The organism is Pseudoalteromonas sp. SG41-1, assembly GCF_014164575.1.
In the GTDB taxonomy this organism is placed as follows: domain Bacteria; phylum Pseudomonadota; class Gammaproteobacteria; order Enterobacterales; family Alteromonadaceae; genus Pseudoalteromonas; species Pseudoalteromonas rhizosphaerae.
The window spans coordinates 1-618 of record NZ_JACJFL010000117.1; the positions used below are offsets into that span (position 1 = coordinate 1).

1 protein-coding gene is annotated in these 618 nt (G+C 53.2%); it reads left to right on the forward strand.

Features of this window, described 5'->3' with window-relative positions:
* Nucleotides 1–618: Ig-like domain-containing protein (locus H5203_RS22540; protein WP_182820381.1), on the forward strand; the 618-nt coding region annotated here is incomplete at both ends.

Here is a 618-nt window from a genome sequence, read left to right on the forward strand (position 1 = left end):
TTTGATGTCAGCAGCTTTAATGATGGCACGCTCACCGTCAGCGCCACACAAAGTGATGCGGCGGGTAACACCTCAACTGCAGCCAGCACCTCAGTGATTTTAGATAACGCAGCACCGAATGCCTTAACGATTGCCACCCCGATTGAGGTTGATGGCCGGATCAATGCTGTAGAAGATGGCAGTGTATTGATCACCGGCTCTGGCGCAGAAGCCAATGCCAGTGTCAGTGTAACTATCAGCGATGGCGCGAATAACTTATCACGTACCGTGACGGCCGATGGCTCTGGGGCATGGACTATCAGTGGTAGTGAGTTTGATGTCAGCAGCTTTAACGATGGCACGCTCACCGTCAGCGCCACACAAAGTGATGCGGCGGGTAATACTTCCAGTGCAGCCAGCACCGCGGTGATTTTAGATAACGCAGCACCGAATGCCTTGACCATAACGACCCCGATTGAGGTTGATGGCCGGATCAATGCCGTAGAAGATGACAGTGTATTGATCACCGGCTCTGGGGCGGAAGCCAATGCCAGTGTCAGTGTGACTATCAGCGATGGTTCGAATAACCAATCGCGTACTGTGACGGCTGATGGCTCTGGGGCATGGACTATCAGTGGT